Below are 18,500 nucleotides of genomic sequence, written 5' to 3'. Positions count from 1 at the left end.
TAAGGTATTTTTTAGCGTCATCGATGGCTGTCTGATCACGAACAGATTAGGATATGATCAGAAGGCTGCGGTAACTGGTTTCCATAAATTAACAAGAACACATAATGTGTTCAAAACCCAATGCGAGACTTCAGACGGAAAAATGGGAAATGTTAAAGTCTGATCATGTGCTTGACCGTATAAAAGTGCTAATGAAATGACGGAACGCGGCGCAACTTCTAAAAGCAAAGTTGGAGGGGATCAAGAATGGCTATTTTAGAAGCAAATAACATAGTGAAGGTGTATGGGGGATCGAGCGGCGATGGATCCACGACTGCTTTGGATGGTGTAAGCCTGTCGGTTAAAAAAGGGGAGTTTGTTGCGATAATGGGCCCTTCTGGCAGCGGGAAGACTACCTTGCTGAACATTCTTAGCGGCATCGATCAGCCTACATCAGGGGAAGTTTCGATTGACAGCCAGAAAATAAGCGAGATGTCAGGTAATGAACTTGCCCTTTACCGGCGCCGTAAACTTGGGTTTGTATTTCAGGAGTTCAACCTATTGGACAGCTTGACAGTGAAGGAAAATATCATGCTGCCAATGGTCCTTGAAAAAAAGCCGGCAAATGAAATGGAAGCAAAAGTACAGGAACTCGCTCAACTTTTTGAAATCCAGACTACTCTTGAAAAGTATCCCTACAATATATCTGGCGGCCAGCAGCAGCGGACTGCAGTCAGCCGGGCGCTTGTAAATGATCCTGCCATCCTATTCGCTGATGAACCAACTGGGAATTTGGACTCTAAAGCTTCCGCCAACATCATGGAGTGCTTTGGAAAAATCGTTCATGAATTAAGGACAACAGTCCTCCTTGTCACTCATGATGTATTCTCAGCAAGTTATTGTCAAAAGGTTGTTTTTATCAAAGACGGAAAGATTCATTCGAGTATCGTAAAAAAAGGGGACAGGAAGGAGTTCCTGGACCGTATCATGGATAACTTAGCCGTCCTTGGAGGGAGAACCTATGACATTTAACCAAATTGTCTGGAAGATGGCGAAAGTGAATTATAAAAAGTATATCTTTTATTACCTTTGCAATGGCTTTGCCGTGATGTTCTTCTTTATGTTTTCAACACTTTATTTTAATAGCAGGGTTGAGCAAGGGAAGAAGTTGGAGAGTCTTCAGGATGCACTTTCGATACCTGGTGCTGCACTGATCATCTTTACGGTTTTCTTTATCAGTTATGCCCACAGTGTTTTCATCAAACAGAGAAGAAGTGAGTTTGGACTGTTCATGACTCTGGGCCTGTCAAAAAGAGACATTGCTAAGTTGCTGGTGTTGGAAAATGGTGTGATTGCCATACTGTCCATTCTCTCAGGCATTCTGGCTGGAGCCGTATTCTCCCGACTATTTTTCATGCTATTAATGAACTTGATTGATCTAAAGGAAGTTCCATTTCATTTCTCTGGGAAAATGTTTATGTTCACAATAGGTGCCTTTCTAGCCGTATTTTTGCTGGCAGTCGGTAAATCACTGTTCCAGACGCTAAGAAGCAGCTTAATTTTAAGCATAAAAAGCAACAGGTTTGCGGAGACATTAAAGATGAGAAGTCCGTTGATTGGCGGCTTCGGTCTGCTATTGATGTCAGGTTCACTGCTGATTCTGTATTTAACTTATGAGGACTCGTCTGGTTCATTCCTGCCGCTTTGGACATTGGCGATGTTTTTGGGCCTGTATATTTCACTCAACCAGTCTGCCAGTTTCCTGATCAGCCTCGCTAAAAAGTTTCCTGGGTTTTATTATCGAAGATTGCTGTTCATGAGCAGCCTGGATTACAAGTTCAAGCAGTTAACATCAATCATCATGCTTGTGACAGTGATGATCATGATCACCATTTTCTATAGCACGTTATTAATGACGTTTTACAAGGCATCGGAAAAGGCTGCGGTTGAAAATAACCCGTATGATGTGGCATTTTTTCAGACAGACACGAAGAATAAGATTTCAGATAAAGAGCTAAATAGGTTGTTTAATATAGAGGAACATCTTGAAATACCAATATTAAATTATTATGAAAAACTTGAATATGTTGATGGTTACCTAACCTATGACATTATGGCTATGGATGATTTCAATAAGCTGACCTCGAGCCAGGTCAAGTTGGGGAAAAATGAGTACTTATTTTATTTAAACTCTGAACCAGAATATGCTCATACTGATATTGCTAATTCAATAAAGTTAACCATTAATGAGGAAGCTGTAACGTATACATTGAAGGATCAAGTGATTGAAAGAACGATCAATTTGCTGCCAAATTCCTATGAATTTATTGTTGTAAATCAGGACGATTTTGATGAACTACGAGATAAAGTGGAAGGGTATGAACTGAATCTGCATTTAATACAAGTTGACAATTGGAAACAGAGTGAAAGTGATGTTGATGATTTAAAAGAGAAGTTCACGATTAACAATCAATCAACTCCACCGATAGATTACCCTGATATAGAGCATACTGCAGAATCCGAATTGTTTAGGGTTGCCTCCAAAATCGGGGACTACCAAACTAACAAAACGACCAATGGAATGATGTTCTACGTGACCACATTCTTAAGCATCATGTTCTTTTTTGGCACCTTTGTATTGTTATATCTGAATTTATTTTCCGAAATGGATAATGAGAAAATGAAGTATCGGAAACTAAATAAAATTGGGATGTCAACAGATGAGATTAAGCAAAACGTTACCAGGGAATTAGCGACAATCTTTTTCGTACCAACCATTCTAGGAACGACGCTGGCCTTTTTGTACCTGGCTATTTTGTCAACAGATGTCGGAGGAATCATGCAAAACCCTGATATTTTGATGCACTTCCTGCAAATTGGCGGAATTTATGTGATCATCCAGGTGGGATCCTTCTTTTATGCAAGGAAAAAAATGTTGACGCAGTTGATACATTAGCACAAAAGAGCCGCTTTCTTAAGAGGAAGGCGGTTTATTTTTCTACCCTAATCGACAGATTTATTTTATAATGTTGAAAAGGAGGTGAGAAAAATGACAGAGGAAAGACTTGAACGATTAGAAGGAATGATGTCGCAGCTGATTACCATGGTCGGTAACCTGCATAACAGTATGAGTAATATGCAGAAAAGTATGGATGGAATGCAAATGGACATGAAGGAAATGCAAACTGTTCAAAAGGAACATGGACAAAAGTTTGAATCTATTGAGTTGAGAATGGACAAGATGGAAACAAAAATGGATCAAATGGAAACAAAGATGGACAAGATGGAAACAAAAAATGAATTAAGGCACCAAGAAGTACTAAATCAAATGAAAAGATTAGAAAAAGATCAGGACTTCATCTGGGAAAAGGCAGTGCGAAATGAGAGAGAACTTGAGGTTATGAAAAGAACTTCGGAATCGTAATCTATCCTTCTTTTGCTGCCAAGCTTACCAGTCGAGAGCAAGCTTGGCCAGTTTGTCACTACCGCTAATTCCCTCTGTGGCCTCTCTAGGAAATTCTTCCGCAACATGATCATCTTTTGCTCTATATTACTTGCCCCTTCTATCAATCATCTTCCCAATACTCCATTGAAATCCTTTTATTTTTTCCCGCTTCACTTCTTCAAAGTGGTATAATTATCATAATTATTAGAAAAGTCACCAATGAAGAGGAAAGTGATGATATGCAAGTTCTTCGTTATCTATGGGAACCGTATTTGTCGTATGGGCAGCTGTTTGAGTTTGAAAAGAACAAGGTTGTCTATCTGCAGGGAGAGGCTGGCAGGGGAATCTATTATTTGAAAAATGGTGAAATCAAGATTACGCTTCTTTCTGATAAAGGAGATGAGCGGATCATCAACATGGTTCCGCCTGGTATGCTTTTTGGTGAACATGGGGTTCATGGGGAGCCTTATTTGACGAGCGGTACGACGACTTGCCGGTCGATGGTTTATTATTTTTCCGATGATGTCATTGCGACAATTTGCAAGAACCATCCAGAGGCGGCGGGAATTTATACAGATTCGTTGATTTATAAATTCAGGACGCTTGCGGAAATCATTGCTCATCTGGACAGTCCGGTAGAGCAGCAAATGGCGTTTTATTTGCTCAAGCTTGTTCAGGAAAACGGGAATGCCTCGATGAACCAGACGGCGTTTTCTAAATACATTGGCACGTCCCGTATAACTGTGAACAAGATTATTCAAAAGTGGAAGCAGAACGGATACATAGAGCTTAAGAAGCGGGAAATCATCATCATCGACTTTGATAAAATAAGTGCTATCGCCAGTAATCCGCATGTGGATTAACCAACCAGGTTTCTAAGGAAATCTGGTTTTTTTATGAAATATTTTCTCTTATCAATCTCAATGATTCCTGATTCCTGCCATTGTTTGAGCACCTTGTAAACGGTGATTCTTGTCAGTCCTGTGCAGCAGGCAAGGTCTTGCTGAGATATAGGAATCTCATAATTTTTGAATTCATCGCAAATGTTGTGAAGTAAAACGGCTAGTTTTTGTTCAGATGTAAGCGCATTCAAATTAATCCGATCTAAGAGGATTTTCATTTTATGAATGACGCTTTTAGAAAAGAGTTTGAAGAGTTCTGGGTGGATGATCATCAGTTTGCGAAACTCGTCTGCTGAGAAGTGATAAACAACAGAGTCTTTAACTGCGATGGCAGAGGTGAAATGGGTTTTTTGGTCGAGTGATTGGACACCTAATAGCTGATTCGGTATGACAATGTTCAGCATATTTTCTTTTCCTGCAGCTGATTCTGTTACGATTCGTACAAGGCCCTTGTGCAGGTAATAAAACCCTTCTCCATAATCTCCTTGTTTGTAGATGCATTCCTTTTTCCTGAAAAACTTTCGAGTACCATATTTCAGATAACTCTCCCAATGAAAAACTTCTTCATAAACCGTAACCATACCATAACCTCCCTTAGGTGATGCTGATATCTACCATTATCATAGGGGAAACCGTGAAAAAAAACCATAATTTATTAGACAATTTAGATTTTTATGAAAACTAAATCTAGAAAAACGTTAAATAGGCTACAGTTAGGTTCAAAAATTAGTATTACAATTCATTATGAATTTTCAATTAATTTTTCAGGAGGGTGAATATGGGAATTAGGACTGGAGCTCAATATATTGAAGCGGTTAAAGCACGTAAGCCTGAGGTGTGGCTTTCTGGGAAGAAGGTCGACAATTTATTAGAGGAACCGGTGTTCAAGCAGCCGATCCTTGAAATTGCAAAGCTGTATGATATGCAGCATGATCCTGAATTTCAGGATAAGATCACTCATGTTTGTGAGGAAACAGGTGAGCGAGTGAATAATGCATTCCTCGTACCGAAAAGTTATGAAGATTTAGTGAAGCGCCGCAATGTTTTCGAGGCATTTGCAAAAGCGACATTCGGCCTTATGGGCAGGACTCCAGATTTCTTGAACGTCGTTGTGACGTCCATGTACTACAATTCTTGGTTTTTTGAAAAATATAATAAAAACTGGGCAGAGAATGTCCGCAACTATTATAAATACATGCGTGACAATGATATCTTCTTAACCCACGCGATCATCAACCCGCAAAATGACCGTAGCAAGACTTCGCATGAGCAAAAGGATACGTACACTCATCTTGGTGCTGTGAAGGAAACTCCAGATGGCTTGGTTGTCAGGGGAGCGAAGATGCTGGCTACGCTGGCTCCTGTTACAGATGAGGTAATCATCTACTCATTCCCTGGATTTGCGCCTGGTGATGAAAAATACGCACTGGCATTTGCGATTCCGATTGACACACCAGGACTGCGCATCATCTGCCGCGAGCCGATGCAGGATGGACAGCGCTCATTCTTCGATCATCCTCTTGCTTCAAGATTTGAAGAGATGGATGCATTGCTTGTGTTTGACGATGTGGTCGTACCTTGGGACCGTGTCTTCCTGTATAACAATGTCGAGGCAGCCAACAAGCTTTACCCTATGACAGGTGCAGGACAGCAGCCGGCACACCAATCAGGTGTACGTGGACTTGTAAAATTGGAGTTTGCTACACAGGTGGCGATGAAGGTTGCCGATACAATCGGTGTCGACGGATACTTGAACGTCCAGGACCAGCTGGGCGAACTTGCTCAGTCACTTGAATCCATTAGGGCATTGTTGAAGGTTGCCGAATATGAGCACACAATGACCGAGCATGGTGAAGCGATGCCAGCTTATGTTCCCCTTGAGACCATTCGCGGCTTGCTGCCGAAAATGTATCCGCGGGCAATTGAGGTCATCCAGATTGTTGGCGCGGGCGGCTTGCTGATGTCACCAACAGGTGCAGATTTTGAAAGTGATGAATTAAGAGGTTCGATTGATAATTACTATGTTGGCAGGGAAGGAATTTCTTCTTTGGAACGTGTCAGCATTTTCAAACTCGCTTGGGACCTGTGCGGCGAGGCATTCGGACAGCGTCTGTTGCAATATGAACGCTATTACACAGGAGATCCGATCCGTAAACGCGGTATTTTCTATAACAACTATAAGCGCCAAACACCACTGACGATGGTTGATGAAGCGTTGAAGGGCGCACAGCTGGATAACAAGGAAGCGCTTACAAACTAACCTGCAGGAGGAGAAAGACAGATGGAAACACATATTTATTCTTCATTGGAATTGCCTCAATCAATTGTAGCGATAGGAGCCTTTGACGGTGTCCATCGTGGTCATCAGACAGTAATCCGGCAGGCTGTCCAACGAGGCAGGAAACTGAAGGTTCCGAGTGTGGTGTTTACATTTGATCCTCCACCGCGGGTGTTTTTTCAAGGAGCAAGGATGCTGACCACAGTGGACGAGAAGGTGGGGAAAATCGCTAAATTAGGAGCAAAGCATGCGGTTGTACACAGATTTGATGAGATGTATGCCAGTCGGAGTGCTTACGAATTCATTGACTGCCTGGCGAAACTGAATCCGGCTGAAATCATGGTTGGAGGAGATTTTCGCTTCGGGAAGGACCGGCTTGGAGATGTTTCTCTCCTTAAAAAATATTTTAAGGTCTCTGTCACTAAACCAGTCTGCTGCTCTCAGGGAGGCGTGATTTCTTCATCGAGGATCCGCCAGTTGATTTCTGAAGGTGAAATTCATCTCTCAAATGTTTTGCTCGGTTGGCCAGCAGGAAAATAAAGTTCTATTTTACGAGAATAGGAGTGAACAGAATGAAGCTGCTAGGGATTTCAGGCACGATCATCGGAGCAAAAACAGGCATCGTTGTCCGCAAAGTGCTTGATGATGTGAAAAAGAAATACCCAGACATCGAGGTGGAAATGCTCGATATGATGGATTACGATGTCGAGTTTTGTGACGGTCGTCCGCCAGAGAAATATTCAGCGGACACGAGAGAAGTGATTGAAAAAGTCTCATCTGCCGATTTTTACATAATCGGAACACCCATTTTTCAGGGATCCATTCCTGGAGTTTTAAAAAATTTATTTGACCTTATTCACCCTGATGCATTCCGGAATAAAGTGATGGGATTTGTCGCCAATGGTGGAACGTACCAGCATTTCCTGGTCATTGAAAATCAGTTGAAGCCGATTGCAGGTTACTTCCGGGCGTTTGTTGCACCAAGCTATGTGTACGCCAATTACGATCATTTTAATTCTGAAAATGAAATTATTGATGAAGATTTGCTGAAACGGATTTCAGGTTTAGCTGATGAAATCGTTCATATGCAAAAGTCATTGAAGGGCAGCGCGGCGAAGGTTACGGAGTAGGTTTACTATTTTACAAGAATTGAAGGGAGACGATTAGAGATGAAAAGCCAATTTGTTCCGATCAATCTTATGAAATTTATTGAGGAAAACAGGGACCAGCTGAAGCCGCCGGTCAATAACAAGGTCATCTGGAAGGATGCAGAGTTGATGGTGATGCTTTTGGGCGGGCCAAACAAGAGACGTGATTTCCACGTTGATCCATCCGAGGAGATCTTCTATCAGATTCAGGGAAGCTGCTACGTCGAGGTCATCAATGCTGAAGGCAAGCGTGAAGTCGTGGAAGTGAAGGAAGGCGAAATGTTCCATCTTCCTGCGAATGTGCCGCACTCTCCACACCGTGTAGCAAACACGATTGGTCTAGTGATCGAGCGTAACCGTGCTGAAGGTGAACTGGAGGATTTCGTCTGGTTCTGTGATGAGTGCGACCATGAAATGCACCGTGCTACCATTCAGCTGACTAACATCGAAAAACAGGTGAAGGAAGCGATTGCCAGCTTCAACGGAAATGAGGAACTGCGCAAATGTGATAACTGTGGACATATGATGCCGCCTGAAGCGAGTGAATGGAAATGCGAGTAGACTTCCATACGCATATCATTCCAGAGAATTTCAGCGAGCTGACGCAGCGATTCGGAGGTGAGAAGTGGCCGACGCTTGAGCGAACCTGTGCGTGCGGCGCTAACATCATGATCGCCGGGAAAGTATTCCGCGAAGTGACCGACCAGGTGTGGGACGCTGAGAAGCGAATCAAGGATATGGAACGGGAGGGAGTCGACATTCAGGTTCTTTCACCGATTCCTGTCACTTTCTCCTACTGGGCTCCTGCTGAGCAAGCGGAAATTTTGGCAAGGGTACAGAATGACTTTATTGCCGACCTGGTTAACCAGTATCCAACTAAATTTATCGGGCTGGGTGCTGTGCCGCTGCAAAACGTTGAGGTTGCGATCCGGGAAATGGACCGCTGCAAGCATGAGCTCGGACTGAGCGGGATTGAAATTGGGACGAATGTGAATGGCGTGAATCTCGATGATCCTCAGTTTATCGAATTCTTCGAAATGGCTGAGAAATGGGAAGTGCCTTTGTTCATCCATCCTTGGGAAACACTCGGAAAAGAACGGATGCCACGCCATAACTTGATGTACACCGTTGGGATGCCGAGTGAAACGGCACTGGCTGGAGCAAGTTTGATTCTAGGCGGAATCATGGATAAATTCCCGAAGCTGAAAATCTGTCTGGCTCATGGAGGCGGCGCACTGCCGTACTTGCTGCCTCGCCTTGATCAGGGCTGGAAGGTATGGCCGCACCTCCGCTTGCTTGATAAGCCGCCAAGTCATTACGCCAAGCAATTTTATTATGATTCGCTCGTAAATGAGCCGGTCAACCTGAATTATCTACTGCAGAATTTTGGCCATGAGCGCATTATCATGGGTTCTGATTATCCATTTTTGCTGAGGGAGGTTCCTCCTGGAAAGGTTATCGACGACACTGTCGGCTTATCAAAGGAACAGAGCGAAGCAATGCTCGGTAAAAATGCACTCAGGTTTTTGAATATTCCTGTAAAGGTGGGGAGTTGATTTTATGGAAAAGGCCTTAGTTACACCAGAAGAACGTTTGAAGGAGCTTGGTCTGTCCTTGCCAGCTCCCCGTCCCTCGGCAGGGAATTATGTGAGCTGTGTGAGAACCGGCAACCTTATATTCACCTCCGGCCAGGGAACGAATGAATACCGGGGCCGGCTTGGGGAGGATGTTTCCATTGAGGTTGGCTATGATGCGGCGAGGCAGTGCATGTTGAATTTGTTGACGGTGCTGAAGCAGGAATTAGGCGAGCTCAGCAAGGTGAAGCGAGTTGTGAAGGTGCTCGGCTTCGTGAATAGTTCACCTGATTTTACCGACCAGCCGAAGGTCATGAATGGGGCTTCCGATTTGCTGGTACAGGTGTTCGGTGATCGCGGGAAGCATGGAAGATCAGCAGTTGGCATGGCACAGCTGCCATTGAATAACGCTGTCGAAGTTGAAATGGTCGTTGAACTTGAGGATGAGGAGGGCGGATTAGGATGAATCCTGCTCAACCAAAGGCTATAAAGGATGCAAAACTATTTATTAACGGTGATTATATCGATGCAGTGTCCGGAGAGACATTTGACACAATTGATCCTTCGACTAATAAGAAGCTGGCTTCTGTGGCGAAGGCTGGTGTAGAGGATGCAAAGCACGCCATTGATGTTTCACAGAAGACGTTCGATAGCGGCGTCTGGAGTGAGATGCCTGTTGCCGAAAGAACAAAGATTCTGGTCAGGATGTCCGAACTTGTCATGGAAAAGGTGGATGAATTGGCCTTGGTCGAAACGCTTGATGTCGGAAAGCCAATTAAGGAAAGTCGCGGATTTGATATCCCGCGGGCTGCAGCGAACCTGCGCTTTTTTGCAGAAATGGCGAACTACATCAATCATGAGCATTATGACCAGTCTCGCTATATGTCCTATTCGAAACACGCTCCGGCTGGAGTGACTAGCTTGATCATTCCGTGGAACCTTCCGTTCATGCAGATGACCTGGAAGGCGTCGGCTGCAATGGCTGCTGGCAATACGGTTGTTGTGAAGCCAGCATCCTATACCCCATTGAGCGCGGTGATGCTTGGTGAGATTGCCAATGAAGCAGGATTGCCGCCTGGTGTGTTGAATATTATCACAGGTCCTGGCGGTACGGCAGGAACAGAGATGACGCGCAATCCATCAGTGCGGAGGATTTCTTTTGTTGGTGACAGTACGACAGGCCGCACGGTCATGCAAAACGCAGCTTCCCAGCTGATTCCCGTTTCTCTTGAGCTTGGCGGCAAATCGGCCAATATTGTATTCGAGGATGCCGATCTTGATGAAGCAGTTGCAGGATCGATTGAAGCGATTTTCAGGAACCAGGGTGAGATTTGCCTTGCTGGTTCACGCTTGCTGGTCCAGGAAAGCATTTACGATACTTTCATGGAAAAATTCGTTGCGGCGGCTCGCGCTTTGAAGGTGGGCAATCCACTCGACCAGGAAACAGATATGGGAGCGCTTGTTTCAAAAGGGCATCTGGAAACCGTCGATGAGTATGTCCAGATCGGATTAGGTGAAGGCGCTAAGCTCGCTACAGGCGGAAAGCGCATTAGCAGTCTTGGCGAGGGCAACTTCTATGAACCTACTGTTTTATATGATGTGGACAACAAGATGCGCGTGGCCCAGGAAGAAATCTTCGGCCCAGTGCTCGTCGTGATTCCTTTTAAAACAGAAGAAGATGCAATCAGAATTGCCAATGATTCCATGTACGGTTTAGCAGGAGTAGTCTGGACGAATGACCTGCGCCGTGCTCATCGAGTGGCTGCTAAAGTGAACTCCGGCTTATTGTGGATCAACTGCTGGTACTACCGCGACCTCCGCACACCGTTTGGCGGATCCAAAGCAAGCGGCATCGGACGCGAAGGCGGGAGGCACAGCTTCGAGTTTTATACCGAAGCCAAGACGATTACGATGAAGCTGTAAATTAGAGTAGGTGTTGCAACCGGAGATATTTCTGCTTCAACCGGGAATAAAAGCTGGTTAACCGGTAATATATCTGCTCCAACCGGGAATAAAAGCTGGTTAACCGGAAATATATCTGCTTCAACCGGGAATAAGAGTTGGGCAACAATGAAAAAGCAGTTCAACGGGGATTATTTGACCCACAACCGTTCAATGCACGTCCAATTGGTTCGTAAATGAACCCAACTGGTATTAAATCGCAAGCAACTGGTATTAAATCCATTGGAACTGGTATTAAAACCAGCCCAATTGGTATTAATTCCATTCCAACTGGTATTACAACTATTTTTCACGAAAGTCATCATAAAAGTAATTACTATTTTAATAGAAAAGGAGGGTGGTTTCATGAACGCAACAATAGAAAAAATTGCTGAAACGCTTATAGAAGCGGAAAAAAGTAAAAATCCCATTTCACCGCTGGCTGCGCAATTCGAAGATCTCAATGTGACGGATGCTTACAATATCCAGCTTGAAGTTTTGAAAAGGAAGCTGGAAGAAGGGCGTACGGTTATTGGCAAAAAGGTTGGCCTGACGAGTGTGGCGATGCAGAAGATGCTGGGTGTCGATGAGCCTGATTATGGCCATTTGCTTGATGATATGAAGGTCTCGAATGGCGGTACAGTAAAGGTGTCGGACTTCCTCAGTCCGAAAATCGAAGCGGAAATTGGCTTCGTGCTTGGAGAAGACCTCAAGGGGCCGTCCATAACCTTCCTTGATGTGCTGATGGCAACGGAATATGTTGTGCCAACCTTGGAAATCATCGACAGCCGAATCGCGGATTGGAAGATTGGACTCATCGACACCGTTGCTGATAATGGATCTTCAGCGATGGTCGTAGTTGGTGAGAAGATGACGACTATAGATGGAATCGACCTGCGAAGTGTGGGGATGACTTTTTTCAAAAATAATGAAATGGTTGCAACCGGATCGGGAGCTGCGGCACTTGGACATCCGGCACATGCGATTGCCTGGCTCGCGAATAAGCTACATGAGTTCGGAATTACGTTAAAGGCAGGGGAGCTGATTTTACCAGGAGCGCTCTCGGCAGCCATCCCGGTGCAGGAAGGCGATACGGTTTCCGCTCAGTTTGGCCCGGTCGGCTCCGTGTCCGTGACATTTGAGTAGGAGGTGTGCAGATTGGCGAAAATCAAAGCAGCCATCATCGGTTCCGGCAACATCGGGACCGACCTTATGTATAAGCTGGAAAGAAGTGAAGTCATTGAATTGACAGCAATGATCGGGATCGACCCTGAATCCGACGGCTTAAAGCGTGCGAAGGAAAAAGGGTATCTGACATTCCATAACGGCATTGAGGCACTGAAGGAAAATCCTGATATGGCTGACATCGTGTTTGATGCAACCTCTGCCAAAACGCATGTAAGGCATGCGAAAGTATTGGCGGAGTTAGGTAAGCTGGCGATTGATCTTACTCCGGCTGCCAGGGGACCATTTGTCTCACCTGCTGTTAAAACAGAGGCGTACCTGAATGAAAAGAATGTGAACATGATTACATGCGGAGGACAAGCGACGATTCCGATTGTCTCTGCGATCAATTCCGTTGCAGATGTCAGTTACGCAGAAATCGTCGCCACCATCTCCTCTAAAAGTGCCGGTCCAGGAACGCGTGCCAATATTGATGAATTTACGATTACGACGCGCAGGGGCATTGAGGAAGTAGGAGGTGCCGATCAAGGGAAGGCACTCATTATCCTAAATCCGGCCGAGCCTCCGATTTTAATGCGTGACACGATTTATTGCGAAGTTAAAAATATGGATGAAGCGGCAATCTCAAAATCCATCGAGCAAATGGTCGAAACTGTGAAGGAATATGTTCCTGGATACAGGTTGAAGCAGGATCCGTTGTTTGATGGAAACAAAGTGACTGTGTTTGTGGAAGTCGAGGGTGCGGGTGACTACTTCCCTGTTTATGCCGGCAACCTTGATATCATGACAGCAGCTGCGACGAGGGTTGCTGAGGACTTTGCGATTCATATGCTTGAAAAACAGAGTGTTGAAGCGAAAGGCTAGGTGGAAAGTTTGAAGCGCAAAAGTGATAAGCCTATCAAAATTACTGAAGTTTGTCTGCGTGACGGCAGCCATGTCATGCAGCACCAATATACTGAAGAGCAAGTGCGCCGCGTCGTTCGTGAGCTTGATGACGCGGGCATGCATTATATCGAAGTAAGCCACGGAGACGGATTGGGCGGCTCAACACTACAGTATGGGAAGTCGCTCGTTGATGAAATGAAATTAATCGAAGCATCGGTTGATGAGTGTAAAAATTCAAAGGTTGCGGTACTGCTTTTACCAGGAATCGGAACGGTTCATGAGCTTAAGCAAGCCAGGCAGTTAGGAGCAAGTCTTGTCAGGGTCGCTACTCATGTAACAGAAGCAGATGTTTCCGCCCAGCATATCAGCATGGCGCGCGAGCTTGGGATGGAGACGCTCGGCTTCCTGATGATGGCCCATATGGCTCCAACGGAAAAATTGGTAGAACAGGCGAAGCTGATGGAGAGTTACGGGGCACAGGCTGTGTATGTCACCGATTCTGCCGGTGCTCTTTTACCGCATGAAGTAAAAGAAAAGATTGCCGCTTTAAGAGATTCATTATCTATTGAAGTAGGTTTTCACGCACATAATAATCTCTCATTAGCAGTCGCAAATACGCTGACAGCGATTGAAGAAGGGGCAACGAGGATTGACGGAAGTATCCGCTGCCTAGGTGCAGGCGCAGGGAATGCACAAACAGAGGTGCTATTGTCGGTACTGGACCGGATGGGCGTCAATCTGGGAATCGATATTTATAAAATGATGGACTTAGCAGAAAATACGGTTGGTCCAATGATCCCTAGACCGCAGGAGATTAATAGAGGAAGTCTCGTATTAGGCTATGCAGGTGTGTATTCAAGCTTCTTGCTTCATGCTGAACGTGCCGGCCAGAGGTTTGGAATTGATTCAAGGGATATTTTAATAGAGTTGGGCAAAAGGAAGGTTGTAGGCGGTCAGGAGGATATGATCCTTGATGTCGCAGCTGAACTGTCAAAAGCCCGGAAGCTGGAGGTGTAAAGCATGACGATTACGAAGGGTGTCGACCTTGAAATCGTGGAATATTTATATTCCGCTGAAAAAGAACGTCGTGAAGTCGTGAAGGTGACCGACCGTTATCCGGATCTAAGCTTTTCCGATGCGTATTCAATCCAGGAAAAATTGATTGAGAGACGAGAGAAGGACGGGTCTCGAAAAATTGGACTGAAGCTGGGATTGACGAGTAAAGCGAAGCAGCAAATGATGGGAGTCCATGAAGCGATTTATGGCTACCTGACAGATGATATGCTGGCGCTGGAGTGGGAACACCTCGATTTCAGCGAGTTCATCCATCCAAAAGCAGAGCCGGAAATTGCCTTCTTTATCAACGAGGATCTGGAAGGAACCGATGTGACTGCGGAAGATGTATTACGGGTGACAAAATTTGTGGCACCGGCAATTGAGATTATCGACAGCCGCTATTTGAACTTCAAGTTCACTCTGGCAGATGTTATTGCGGATAACTGTTCTTCTTCGAAATTCTTGATCGGCAGCAAGTGGATGTCACCGAGAGAATTAGATTTAGGCCAGCTGGGCATGGTGATGTCGAAAAACGGACAGGTTGTCCAAACAGGATCGAGTGCCGCAGTTCTTGGTCATCCGGCAACATCAGTCGCATGGGCGGTCAACAAGCTAGGTGAAGTTGGGAAAGGGATTAAAAAGGGAGATGTGATCCTGAGTGGAGCGGTGTCAGAGGCGATTGCCTTCGAACCTAATGATAATGTACTAGTGCAATTCGCAGAGTTAGGCAGCGTTTCCTTTACATGCAAATCAAGCACTTAGTTTCTATGACTAAGTGCTTTCCTTTTTAGTTTTGAATATTCGAAATATAAAGATAAAATTTACACTCTATGTTAAGCACTTTACACTTTCACTAGTAAAAAGTGATTATAATCACAGTTAGAGACAGCTTGGGAAAGTTTTTTTGAGAGCGTTTACAAAAAATAAAAGGGGTGCGAGAAATGGTTGGTTTTAGAAAAATTAGTCTGACACTATTAATTTTTATGCTCGTGTTGACTGCTGCTGCTTGTGGGAATGATACCGATGCAAAACCTGCGGCAGGATCTGGTGAGAAATACTCATTCAAGCTTGCGCACATAACCCCAACGGACCATATGTGGCACAAGGCCGCTGAAAAATTCAAGGAGGAATTGGAAAAGAACTCAGATGGGCGAATGACTGTGGAAATCTATCCCGCCAGCCAGCTTGGCAGCGAAGCGGATATGGTCCAGCAAATCTCTTCTGGTTCAGTTGATTTTGGTTTAATCACTGCGGCATATATGAGTTCACGTGCACCAGCATTCACTGCATGGTTCGCTCCATATGCTTTTGAAGATTTAAAAGAGACAAATGCAGCACGCGATACTGAAATTGCGAAGAAGATTTTGGCCACTCTTGACGACCAGGGACTTAAAGGACTTGATTACCTGTTCGCCGGAAATCGCGTCATGTTGTTCAAGGATAAGGAAGTAAAGAAGCCAGAAGATATGAAGGGATTGGCCTACCGAGTTACACCAAGTCCTCCGCTGCAAGATTTTTATAAATCACTAGGAGCTTCTCCAGAATCGCTGCCATTACCTGAGGTATACGCTGCAGTTCAAACAGGGGTCATTGATGGAATGGATATGGACTTGGATGCAACAATCACCAATAAGTATCATGAAGTTGCTAAATATGCCGCTGTTACAAACCATATGGTATGGCCTTCAGTCGCAATCATGAATAAGGATAAGTATGAAAAGCTTTCTGATGGGGATAAAAAAATCGTTGAAGATGCCATCAAGGCTGCAGCTGATTATTCAGCTAATACACGTGCATCCCAGGAAGAAGAGTTCAAAAAGACCCTTAGCGATACTGGGATGAAGGTCTATGAAATCGACCATAAATTATTTGAACCATATATCAAGCAATTCGATGAAAAGTATGGACCAACAGATCCGTTGATCCAGGAATTCATTGATACATTCCGCAAATAACCTATTGGAGGGAAATGCGTGAAATACGTCAGCAATATGGTAGCCAGTTTCGAAAAGAAACTGGCTATTATCCTCATGTTCGCAATGGCTGTGATTGTCGCGGCTGCCGTTGTTTTTCGATATGTATTCAATGACCCTTTATTCTGGGCCGGAGAGGTATCGATTTTCTTATTGATTTACATAACGTTCATCGGCGGCAGTCTCGGGTTGAAATATAAGACTCAGGCATCTGTTACCCTGGTTACAGACTATCTGCCAGAAAAAATCAATAAATGGGTGGCAATCCTGGCACATGTCTTTATGCTTTTATTCATGGCAATTCTATTATTCTATTGTTTTACCTGGATTACTTCCTCTTCTGTGGCAATCCAGAGATCGAGTGCGATTTTGCTTCCGATGTGGATTCCTTATGCGATTCTGCCTATTGGGCTGCTGTTCGCAACGATTCATTTAATTAGTAATATGTTAGATATTATGCAAAATCATCATATTAATAGTGAAATTGTTACAAATCTCCATGCTGCCGCAAAGGAGAGTGAAGAAAAATGATGGCACTGGTTATTTTAGCGTTCGTTGTATTCTTGTTAATGGGAATACCAATCTCATTAGTGCTCGGAATGACAACAATTGTTTACTTTTTGGTGACTGGAAATACAATGCTGCTTGAATCGACACCACAACGCCTATACTCTGGAATGGAGAATTTCGGCTTATTGGCCATTCCATTGTTCATGCTGACGGGTGAATTGATGAATAGCGGAGGAATCACGAACAGGTTGGTCGTGTTTGCAAGGATGCTTGTCGGTCACGTCCGCGGCGGGCTAGCTTACGTAACGGTAATCGCCAATATGTTCCTTGCTTCGATTCTCGGTTCTGCGAATGCCCAGGCTGCTATGATGAGTAAGGTCATGGTACCAGAGATGGAAAAGGAAGGGTACAGCCGTGAATTTTCATCGGCATTGACACTTGCAAGCTCCATTGTGGCTCCTATCATTCCACCGAGCATGATCTTCATCATTTATGGGACGTTGTCTGGAACTTCGATTGGCGGATTGTTCATGGCCGGGATTATTCCGGGTACCATTTTCGGTATCGGATTTGTTTCATTGATTGCTTATCTAGGTTATAAACATAACTTCCCACGAAGTGAAAGGGCCAGCTTGAATGCTATCTTCAACGCTTTCCTAAAAGTACTTCCAGCAATTTTGGTCCCATTCGTCATTACAGTTGGGATCCTTAGCGGTGCTTTTACTGCTACTGAATCGGCTGCAGTCGCCAGTGTAATTGCTTTCATAGTGGGGATGTTTTTTTACAAGGAATTGAAGTGGAAGAGCTTATCGAAAATTTTGATTAACACTGTCATTGGCACTGCCACGGTTACCTTTTTGATCGCGATGGCCAACTTGTTCGGCTGGCTGATTGCCTTTGAGCAGGTGCCGCAATTGATTGCGAACTCCATGTTGTCGATTTCAGATAACCCGTTTGTATTTCTGTTGCTGGTCAATATTTTCTTGTTAATCATAGGAACTTTGCTAGATGGAATCGCTGCATTGATCATTCTTGTTCCAGTATTCATGCCATTGGTCACAGGATTTCAGATTGATCCGATCCACTTCGGGGTCATCATCTGTATCAACCTGACGATCGGATTGCTGACACCTCCAGTCGGTACAGGACTGTTCATCGTATCTTCAATCGCTGAGGTAAAATTCGAACGCCTGATCAAAGCGGTTACACCAATGCTCCTGATCGGAATCGCGATGCTCTTTATCGTCACCTATTGGGAACAAACAACACTATTCATCCCACGATTACTAGGATTCTAATTCGGGCGGTGCCTGTCACCACCCGGAATTTGTCGATAAGGAGTGATGGTGATGCCAATTATTCAAGTACAGGTGCTTGAAGGTCGAAGTGATGAAAAAATAAAAGAATTGATTTCTGGGATTACTGATACAGCTGTTCGGACGCTTGGAGTCAAGCCAGAACAGGTGCGAGTGATCGTACAGATGGTGCCACATAAGTACTGGGGTGTAGGCGGCGTCACGAAGGAGGAATTTAAATCTCAACTCTGATAAAGAGTTGGGATTTTTTAGTGGGTTATTAAAAGGGTTTCCTTAATATTAAGCGAATAGATTTAAGGATAACGGTT

At 44.4% G+C, this 18,500-nt stretch carries 20 protein-coding genes; 19 read left to right on the top strand and 1 reads right to left on the bottom strand.

Annotated features, from left to right (window positions below; translation table 11 throughout):
- Positions 1-246 precede the first annotated feature (246 nt).
- From AB5I83_RS06305 to AB5I83_RS06290, 4 genes are all read left to right on the top strand, one after another.
- Entirely contained in the window at positions 247-1,011 is a 765-nt protein-coding gene (locus AB5I83_RS06305) for an ABC transporter ATP-binding protein (protein ID WP_448973700.1), read from the top strand.
- On the top strand, positions 1,001-2,935 hold the full coding sequence (locus tag AB5I83_RS06300; protein WP_448973698.1) for an FtsX-like permease family protein: 1,935 nt from the start codon (positions 1,001-1,003) through the stop codon (positions 2,933-2,935). The genes AB5I83_RS06305 and AB5I83_RS06300 overlap by 11 nt, the downstream gene beginning before the upstream one ends.
- Before the next feature lie 93 nt (positions 2,936-3,028).
- The gene (locus AB5I83_RS06295) at positions 3,029-3,403 is read left to right on the top strand and encodes a hypothetical protein (protein WP_448973696.1); all 375 of its coding nucleotides are present in this window, start codon (positions 3,029-3,031) and stop codon (positions 3,401-3,403) included.
- 260 nt (positions 3,404-3,663) lie between these two features.
- On the top strand, positions 3,664-4,287 hold the full coding sequence (locus AB5I83_RS06290) for a Crp/Fnr family transcriptional regulator (protein WP_448973694.1): 624 nt from the start codon (positions 3,664-3,666) through the stop codon (positions 4,285-4,287).
- On the opposite strand, the gene AB5I83_RS06285 is transcribed toward AB5I83_RS06290, so the two are convergent.
- Positions 4,284-4,907 carry a Crp/Fnr family transcriptional regulator gene (locus AB5I83_RS06285; protein ID WP_448973692.1) on the bottom strand — a complete coding sequence of 208 codons (624 nt, stop codon included), beginning with the start codon at positions 4,905-4,907 and terminating at the stop codon, positions 4,284-4,286. The genes AB5I83_RS06290 and AB5I83_RS06285 overlap by 4 nt on opposite strands.
- 197 nt (positions 4,908-5,104) lie before the next feature.
- Between AB5I83_RS06285 and AB5I83_RS06280 the strand changes: the two genes are divergently transcribed.
- From AB5I83_RS06280 to AB5I83_RS06210, 15 genes are all read left to right on the top strand, one after another.
- Positions 5,105-6,586, top strand: a complete 1,482-nt coding sequence (locus AB5I83_RS06280) for a 4-hydroxyphenylacetate 3-hydroxylase family protein (protein ID WP_448973690.1) — start codon at positions 5,105-5,107, stop codon at positions 6,584-6,586.
- A 21-nt stretch (positions 6,587-6,607) separates the two neighbouring features.
- On the top strand, positions 6,608-7,144 hold the full coding sequence (locus AB5I83_RS06275; RefSeq protein WP_448973688.1) for an FAD synthetase: 537 nt from the start codon (positions 6,608-6,610) through the stop codon (positions 7,142-7,144).
- Positions 7,145-7,176: 32 nt separating this feature from the next.
- Positions 7,177-7,734, top strand: a complete 558-nt coding sequence (locus tag AB5I83_RS06270; protein ID WP_448973686.1) for an NADPH-dependent FMN reductase — start codon at positions 7,177-7,179, stop codon at positions 7,732-7,734.
- A 39-nt stretch (positions 7,735-7,773) separates the two neighbouring features.
- The gene (locus AB5I83_RS06265) at positions 7,774-8,313 is read left to right on the top strand and encodes a 3-hydroxyanthranilate 3,4-dioxygenase (RefSeq protein WP_167830663.1); all 540 of its coding nucleotides are present in this window, start codon (positions 7,774-7,776) and stop codon (positions 8,311-8,313) included.
- Positions 8,298-9,308: an amidohydrolase family protein gene (locus AB5I83_RS06260; protein WP_448973684.1), complete on the top strand. Its 1,011-nt coding sequence runs from the start codon at positions 8,298-8,300 to the stop codon at positions 9,306-9,308. The genes AB5I83_RS06265 and AB5I83_RS06260 overlap by 16 nt, the downstream gene beginning before the upstream one ends.
- Positions 9,309-9,312: 4 nt before the next feature.
- Entirely contained in the window at positions 9,313-9,792 is a 480-nt protein-coding gene (locus AB5I83_RS06255; protein ID WP_448973682.1) for a RidA family protein, read from the top strand.
- A complete protein-coding gene (locus AB5I83_RS06250; RefSeq protein WP_448973680.1) occupies positions 9,789-11,249 on the top strand; it encodes an aldehyde dehydrogenase in 1,461 nt (486 codons plus the stop codon). The genes AB5I83_RS06255 and AB5I83_RS06250 overlap by 4 nt, the downstream gene beginning before the upstream one ends.
- Before the next feature lie 384 nt (positions 11,250-11,633).
- The gene (locus AB5I83_RS06245; protein ID WP_448973679.1) at positions 11,634-12,413 is read left to right on the top strand and encodes a 2-keto-4-pentenoate hydratase; all 780 of its coding nucleotides are present in this window, start codon (positions 11,634-11,636) and stop codon (positions 12,411-12,413) included.
- Positions 12,414-12,425: 12 nt separating this feature from the next.
- Entirely contained in the window at positions 12,426-13,316 is an 891-nt protein-coding gene (locus AB5I83_RS06240) for an acetaldehyde dehydrogenase (acetylating) (RefSeq protein WP_448973678.1), read from the top strand.
- 9 nt (positions 13,317-13,325) lie between these two features.
- Positions 13,326-14,354, top strand: a complete 1,029-nt coding sequence (gene dmpG / locus AB5I83_RS06235; RefSeq protein ID WP_448973677.1) for a 4-hydroxy-2-oxovalerate aldolase — start codon at positions 13,326-13,328, stop codon at positions 14,352-14,354.
- 3 nt (positions 14,355-14,357) lie between these two features.
- The gene (locus AB5I83_RS06230; RefSeq protein WP_448973676.1) at positions 14,358-15,155 is read left to right on the top strand and encodes a 2-keto-4-pentenoate hydratase; all 798 of its coding nucleotides are present in this window, start codon (positions 14,358-14,360) and stop codon (positions 15,153-15,155) included.
- A 179-nt stretch (positions 15,156-15,334) separates the two neighbouring features.
- Entirely contained in the window at positions 15,335-16,348 is a 1,014-nt protein-coding gene (locus tag AB5I83_RS06225; protein ID WP_448973675.1) for a TRAP transporter substrate-binding protein, read from the top strand.
- Between the two features lie 18 nt (positions 16,349-16,366).
- Entirely contained in the window at positions 16,367-16,897 is a 531-nt protein-coding gene (locus AB5I83_RS06220; protein ID WP_448973673.1) for a TRAP transporter small permease, read from the top strand.
- Positions 16,894-18,174, top strand: coding sequence for a TRAP transporter large permease (locus tag AB5I83_RS06215; RefSeq protein ID WP_448973671.1), 1,281 nt, complete (start codon positions 16,894-16,896; stop codon positions 18,172-18,174). Before AB5I83_RS06220 ends, AB5I83_RS06215 begins: the two co-directional genes overlap by 4 nt.
- Before the next feature lie 51 nt (positions 18,175-18,225).
- Positions 18,226-18,423, top strand: coding sequence for a 4-oxalocrotonate tautomerase (locus AB5I83_RS06210; protein ID WP_448973670.1), 198 nt, complete (start codon positions 18,226-18,228; stop codon positions 18,421-18,423).
- The last annotated feature ends 77 nt before the right edge of the window (positions 18,424-18,500 follow it).

It is taken from the genome of Mesobacillus sp. LC4 (assembly GCF_053543455.1).
Note: the sequence above shows the minus strand (reverse complement) of the source record. Positions and strands in the feature narration are given on the sequence as shown.